The 4,995-nt window shown below is 75.0% G+C and carries 8 protein-coding genes and 1 pseudogene; 4 read left to right on the top strand and 5 right to left on the bottom strand.

Annotated elements, in window-relative coordinates:
* Positions 1–119: 119 nt before the first annotated feature.
* The 3 genes from HGA02_RS10150 to HGA02_RS10140 all read right to left on the bottom strand — a co-directional run bounded on the left by HGA02_RS10150 (position 120) and on the right by HGA02_RS10140 (position 1,958).
* On the bottom strand, positions 120–695 hold the full coding sequence (locus HGA02_RS10150) for a DJ-1/PfpI/YhbO family deglycase/protease (RefSeq protein ID WP_168678902.1): 576 nt from the start codon (positions 693–695) through the stop codon (positions 120–122).
* Positions 696–769: 74 nt separating this feature from the next.
* A complete protein-coding gene (locus HGA02_RS10145) occupies positions 770–1,234 on the bottom strand; it encodes a hypothetical protein (protein ID WP_168678901.1) in 465 nt (154 codons plus the stop codon).
* A 145-nt stretch (positions 1,235–1,379) separates the two neighbouring features.
* On the bottom strand, positions 1,380–1,958 hold the full coding sequence (locus HGA02_RS10140; RefSeq protein ID WP_168678900.1) for a dienelactone hydrolase family protein: 579 nt from the start codon (positions 1,956–1,958) through the stop codon (positions 1,380–1,382).
* A 222-nt stretch (positions 1,959–2,180) separates the two neighbouring features.
* Between HGA02_RS10140 and HGA02_RS10135 the strand changes: the two genes are divergently transcribed.
* The gene (locus HGA02_RS10135; protein WP_168678899.1) at positions 2,181–3,017 is read left to right on the top strand and encodes an aldo/keto reductase; all 837 of its coding nucleotides are present in this window, start codon (positions 2,181–2,183) and stop codon (positions 3,015–3,017) included.
* A 103-nt stretch (positions 3,018–3,120) separates the two neighbouring features.
* Here the strand turns inward: HGA02_RS10135 and HGA02_RS10130 are convergent, their stop codons facing one another.
* Entirely contained in the window at positions 3,121–3,582 is a 462-nt protein-coding gene (locus HGA02_RS10130; RefSeq protein WP_124341459.1) for a GyrI-like domain-containing protein, read from the bottom strand.
* Between the two features lie 137 nt (positions 3,583–3,719).
* Here HGA02_RS10130 and HGA02_RS10125 point away from each other — a divergent pair, with 137 nt between their 5' ends.
* The gene (locus tag HGA02_RS10125) at positions 3,720–4,073 is read left to right on the top strand and encodes a hypothetical protein (protein WP_124341460.1); all 354 of its coding nucleotides are present in this window, start codon (positions 3,720–3,722) and stop codon (positions 4,071–4,073) included.
* Positions 4,074–4,082: 9 nt separating this feature from the next.
* On the opposite strand, the gene HGA02_RS21440 is transcribed toward HGA02_RS10125, so the two are convergent.
* Positions 4,083–4,526: a DUF6326 family protein gene (locus HGA02_RS21440; RefSeq protein WP_168678898.1), complete on the bottom strand. Its 444-nt coding sequence runs from the start codon at positions 4,524–4,526 to the stop codon at positions 4,083–4,085.
* Positions 4,527–4,627: 101 nt separating this feature from the next.
* Here HGA02_RS21440 and HGA02_RS10115 point away from each other — a divergent pair, with 101 nt between their 5' ends.
* Positions 4,628–4,816: a hypothetical protein gene (locus HGA02_RS10115; RefSeq protein WP_168678897.1), complete on the top strand. Its 189-nt coding sequence runs from the start codon at positions 4,628–4,630 to the stop codon at positions 4,814–4,816.
* A pseudogene (locus HGA02_RS10110) lies at positions 4,813–4,995 on the top strand (AzlD domain-containing protein); the annotation flags it as partial. The gene HGA02_RS10115 and the pseudogene HGA02_RS10110, both read left to right, overlap by 4 nt.

Genomic DNA, 4,995 nt, shown 5'->3' with positions numbered 1-4,995 from the left:
CGATCGCCGCACCGGTCGTCACGACGCTCCTCGCCCGCCGCTCCGCCCGCTGACACCCGACGCCCGACGCGCCCGGGCACGGAGGGCCGACCGGTGAACCGGCCGGCCCCGCGTCGCGGTCAGCTGCGTGCGACCTGCGCCGACAGCACCTTGTCGACCGCCGGCAGGAACGCCGGCAGGTCGTCGGGGTTGCGCGACGTGACGAGCGAGAACCCGCCCGCGTCGTCCGTCACGACCTCCTCGTCGCGCCACTCGCCGCCCGCGTTGCGGACGTCCGTGCGCAGCGACGGGTACGACGTGAGCGTCACGCCGCCCAGCACGCCCGCCTCGACGAGCGCCCACGGGCCGTGGCAGATCGCGGCGATGGGGCGGCCCGACGCGGCGAAGGCGCGCACGAGGCCCACGGCCTGCTCGTCGAGCCGCAGGTTGTCGGCGTTGATCGTGCCGCCCGGCACGAGCAGCAGGTCGTAGTCGGCGGCGTCGACGTCCGCGAACGTCGTGTCGGGCGTGACGGTGCGGCCCGGGTCCTTGTCGCCGACCAGCGTCTGCACGGGGTCGCTCGACTGCGCGGCGACGGTGACGTCGACGCCCTGGCCGCTCAGGTGGTCGACGGGCACGACGAGCTCGTCCTGCTCGACGCCGTAGTTCGTGACGATCGCCAGGACCCGGCGACCGGTGAGGGTGCTCTCGGACACGTCTGCCTCCTCGCGGTGGCGGGGGCGCCGTTGGCTTCAGCGCGCCCGGTCACCGTAGGCACGCCCGGCGCGCGTCACCACCGCTGGGGCGGCGGGGGCTGCGGCGGCTGCCACGTGTCGGCGGGCGGCGCGGGAGTGGGCGTCGACGGGCCGGTGTAGAGGGGGACGGTCGGCGCGGAGGAGAACCTCGGGTCGCCGAACCCGCCGCCCGCGGGCGGTGCGACGAAGCGGCCGCGGGGGTCGCTCGAGCCTGCGACCGCCTGCGCGGTGAGCAGGCGTCCGCGCAGGGCGCGCACCTCCGCCTCGACCGGCCACTCCTTGAAGGCGAAGACGAGGAGCGCGACGAGGCTCACAAGGGGTAGGACCCCGAGGACGCCCAGCCAGGGGCTGTACCCCGCCTTGCGCGCGATGCGCACGCAGATCCAGACCGACACCGCGGTGACGACGCCGTACAGCAGGAACGACCCGCCGACGTAGCCGGCCATGGAGGCCGGGGACGGGGTGCAGGTACCGCCCGTGCAGTCGACGGCGGTCAGCATGACGCTCCCTCACGGTGCGGGCGCTCGCCGCACCTCCTGCCCGTCCGATCGACGGCCTGACGCTGCGGTTGACCGGCGGAGCGGGCTCCTCACCCGTCGGGGGCGTGACGTCACCCGGACGGACCAGCCGCGTGGCCGTCCCGCGTCAGCCGACCCGGTCGAGGAACGCCAGGACCCGCTCACGGAGCAGCGCGGCGGCGTCCTCGTCGTAGGCGGGCAGGCTCGCGTCGACGAACAGGTGCTGGTCGCCCGGGTACAGGAACAGCTCGCCGTCGGGGACCGCGTCGACGAGCTCGCGTGCCGCCTCGACGTCGCCCTCGCCGACGAAGACCGGGTCCGCGTCCATGCCGTGCACCTGCACGGGCACGTGGTCCGGCCACGCCGACCCGAGCGCCTCGGGCGGCACGCACGACCCGACGAGCACCGCGCCGACCACCCCCGGGCGGCTCTGCGCGACGGTCTGCGCCGACATGACGCCCAGGGAGATCCCGAGGACGACGAGCCGGTCGGGCAGCCCACGCACCGCCGCGACGCCCCGGTCGACGACCGTCTGGAAGCCCGTCTGCTCGGCGTACCCGATGCCGGACTCCAGGTCGTCGAAGGTCCGCCCGTCGTACAGGTCGGGCACGTGCACCGTGTGCCCGGCCGCGCGCAGCGTCTCCGCGAGCGTCTGCACGCCCGGCGTCAGCCCCTGCGCGTGATGGAACAGCACCACCTCGGCCACGTCGTGCTCCCTCCGTACCGGCCCGCAGGCCGCCGTCGGCCGCGGCACGCGACCGGGCACGAGCCTGCCAGCGCCCGGTGACACGGCGCGCGCCGAGCACCGCCCGAGCACCGCGCGGAACCGCGCCGCAGGTCGAGCAGCACGCCCCCGCGCCGGGGTGCGCGGCGCGGCCCGACGCGTTGTGATGGACGCAGGCCCCCACCTACGACAGGAGCAGCACCCATGACCGTGCCCACCCTCACGCTCAACAACGGCGTCGAGATCCCGCAGCTCGGCTTCGGCGTCTTCCAGGTCCCGCCCGAGGACACCAAGGGCGTCGTGCTCGAGGCGTTCGAGGTCGGCTACCGGCACATCGACACCGCGCAGATGTACGGCAACGAGGCGGGCGTCGGCGCCGCGCTCGCGGAGTCCGGCCTGTCGCGCGACGACGTGTTCGTCACGACGAAGCTCAACAACGGCTTCCTCGAGCACGACGCCGCGCTCGACGCGGTCAAGCGCTCGCTCGACGCGCTCGGCACCGACCACGTCGACCTGCTCCTCATCCACTGGCCGCTGCCGACGGTCGCGGACTACGTCGCGCGCTGGCGCACGCTCGAGCGGGTCTACGCCGACGGCGGCGCCCGGGCCATCGGGGTGTCGAACTTCCAGCCCGCGCACCTGCACCGGCTGCGCGACGAGACGACGGTGACGCCCGCGGTCAACCAGATCGAGGTGCACCCCTACCTGCGCAACGACGAGGCGCGTGCCGCGGGGTCGGAGCTCGGGATCGTCACCGAGGCGTGGTCGCCGATCGCGCAGGGCAAGGTCCTCGACGACCCGGTGCTCGTGCGGATCGCGGAGTCCGTGGGCCGCACGCCTGCGCAGGTGACGCTGCGGTGGCACGTGCAGCGCGGCGACGTGGTCTTCCCGAAGTCGGTGACGCGCAGCCGCATGGAGGAGAACTTCGCGCTGTTCGACTTCGAGCTGTCGGCGACCGACATGGCCGACATCGACGCGCTCGACCGCCACGAGCGGACCGGTCCGGACCCCGACGTCTTCGACTACGTCCCGGCGACCTGACGGCGTCGGCGGGCGGGACCGGCCGGGTCCCGCCCGCTGACGGTCGCGCGGGCAGTCGCGCAGACGGCCGGACGGATGGTCGGGCGGACGGTCGGGCGGACCGTCAGGCGAGCGGCAGGACCAGCAGCGTCTCGTTGCGCGAGGGGTCCCCGCTCGGCGACGGGTCGGTCACGTACTCCTCCCAGAAGTCGCCGCGACCCGGGCGCCCGTGCTCGGCGCGCGCCGCCTCGACCTCCGCCCACGCGGCACCGAGGTCGTCGTACGACCCGACGTGCAGCCCGACGAGCGCCGGCCCGCCGGCGAGCTCGACGACCTCGACCCGACCGGCGAGCGGACCGTTCTCGAGACCCTCGACGGGGAACCCGGCGGCGACGTCGACGGTGTCGGTCGGCATGCCGTGGTACCAGCCGAGGGCGGGCCCGGAGATGCGCGCGCCGGCCTCGCCGACCGTGCGCGCGACCTCGCCGTACGCGGTGTCGTAGAACGCGGCGAGCTCGTCCATGCGCACGTGGCGGCGCACGACGGCGACGGTCCTGGTCGGCTGGTGGCGGACGTCGACGTCCATGGGTCCTCCTCGAGGGCTCGCGGTCCTGGCCCCAGCATCCCGCACGAACCGGGCACCCGGGCGACGCGAGCACGGTAGCCTCCGGAGCGCTCGAGGTCCCGCCCGCCCGTCGGGCGTCCGCCGCTGCGAGGAGTCCCATGGCCGAGCCCGTCGTCGTCGCCCCGCCGAGCGCCGCCTACCCGTGGGCGCGCGTCCTCGGCTGGACCGCGCTGCTGCTCGCGGCCGTCGCCGCCGTCGGCGTGGTCGGGGCGGTCGCGTACCTCGTGGACGGGTGGCTGCACCCGACGTCGTGGGGGGACCTGGCGGGCGCGATCCTGCTCACCTGGTCGTGCGTCCCCGCGCTCGTGGCGCTGCCCGTGGGCCTGCTGCAGGCGCACCGCGGTGTCGGTCCCCGCTGGCGGTCCGTCGCGACCGTCGCGATGGCGGCACCGGCACCGGCCCTCGCGGTGACGATCCTGCTGGCCCGCACGGTGGCCGACGTCCTGGCCTGAGACCCCTCGTCAGTCGTCCGCGCGCCAGCGCGCTGCGGCGTACCAGGCGAGCACGACGGTCGTCGTGATCTCGATCGCGGAGAAGTAGGCGTAGTGCGGCGCGGTCTCGCCGACGAACAGCGAGGCCACCTGCACGACCGTCATGACGGATGCCGCGACGACGGTCGCCCAGCGCGCGACGCGGTGGGCGGCGACGCGCGAGACGAGCACCAGGCCGATCGGGATCGTCATGAGCACCGACGCGCCCAGCAGGAACCCGTCGGTCATGGCGACGCCGCCGATCTCGCCCGCGAGGACCGCCTGCAGGTCCTCCGCCCGGAAGAGGGTGAGCACGTCGCAGTACAGGTAGCAGAGCAGGACGAAGAGCCAGAGCGACGCCACCACCGTGCGGCGCGTGACGCGGCGGTCGGGAACGGTGGATGTGGTGGGCGCAGGGCTGGAGAGCGTGGTCACGGGAGTCCTCCTCGGTCGGCGACGGTGCCTTACGGCGTAAGACTTACGCTGTAAGGGCGACCGTACAGCGTAAGGTCGAGCCGTCACAAGGGAGTCCTGCCATGCCGTCGCGCCCGTCGTCGCCGCGCCCGTCGCCGCCGCCGCCGTCCCCCTCGCCCACCGCAGCCGGCCGCGAGGCCCTCAGCCGCGAGCGCGTCGTCGCCGCCGCCGTCGCGATCGTCGTGGGTGTCGTCGCGGCGCCGCCCGACCCGACGGACGCCGCCCCCGAGCGCGCAGGAGCCGCACCGTGAGCGACGTCGTCCTCTGGGTCGCGATCGTCGCCGCGGGCCTCGTCTGCCTCGGCATCAAGCTCGTCGGCCACCTGGTCCCCGAGCACTGGCTCGCCGAGCCGCGCGTCGCGCGCGCCGCCGCGCTCGTGACCGTCGCGCTGCTGTCCGCGCTCGTCGCCGTGCAGGCCGCCACGACGGGG

Origin of the sequence: Cellulomonas septica, from assembly GCF_012396155.1 — a bacterium.
GTDB classification, from domain to species: Bacteria; Actinomycetota; Actinomycetes; order Actinomycetales; family Cellulomonadaceae; genus Cellulomonas; species Cellulomonas septica.
Note: the sequence above shows the minus strand (reverse complement) of the source record. Positions and strands in the feature narration are given on the sequence as shown.

Coding starts and splice junctions, on each gene's coding strand:
- HGA02_RS10115 (WP_168678897.1), top strand. CDS start 4,628: ATGCCGTCGCGCCCGTCGTCGCCGCGCCCGTCGCCGCCGCCGCCGTCC.
- HGA02_RS10145 (WP_168678901.1), bottom strand. CDS start 1,234: ATGCTGACCGCCGTCGACTGCACGGGCGGTACCTGCACCCCGTCCCCG.
- HGA02_RS10135 (WP_168678899.1), top strand. CDS start 2,181: ATGACCGTGCCCACCCTCACGCTCAACAACGGCGTCGAGATCCCGCAG.
- HGA02_RS10125 (WP_124341460.1), top strand. CDS start 3,720: ATGGCCGAGCCCGTCGTCGTCGCCCCGCCGAGCGCCGCCTACCCGTGG.
- HGA02_RS10130 (WP_124341459.1), bottom strand. CDS start 3,582: ATGGACGTCGACGTCCGCCACCAGCCGACCAGGACCGTCGCCGTCGTG.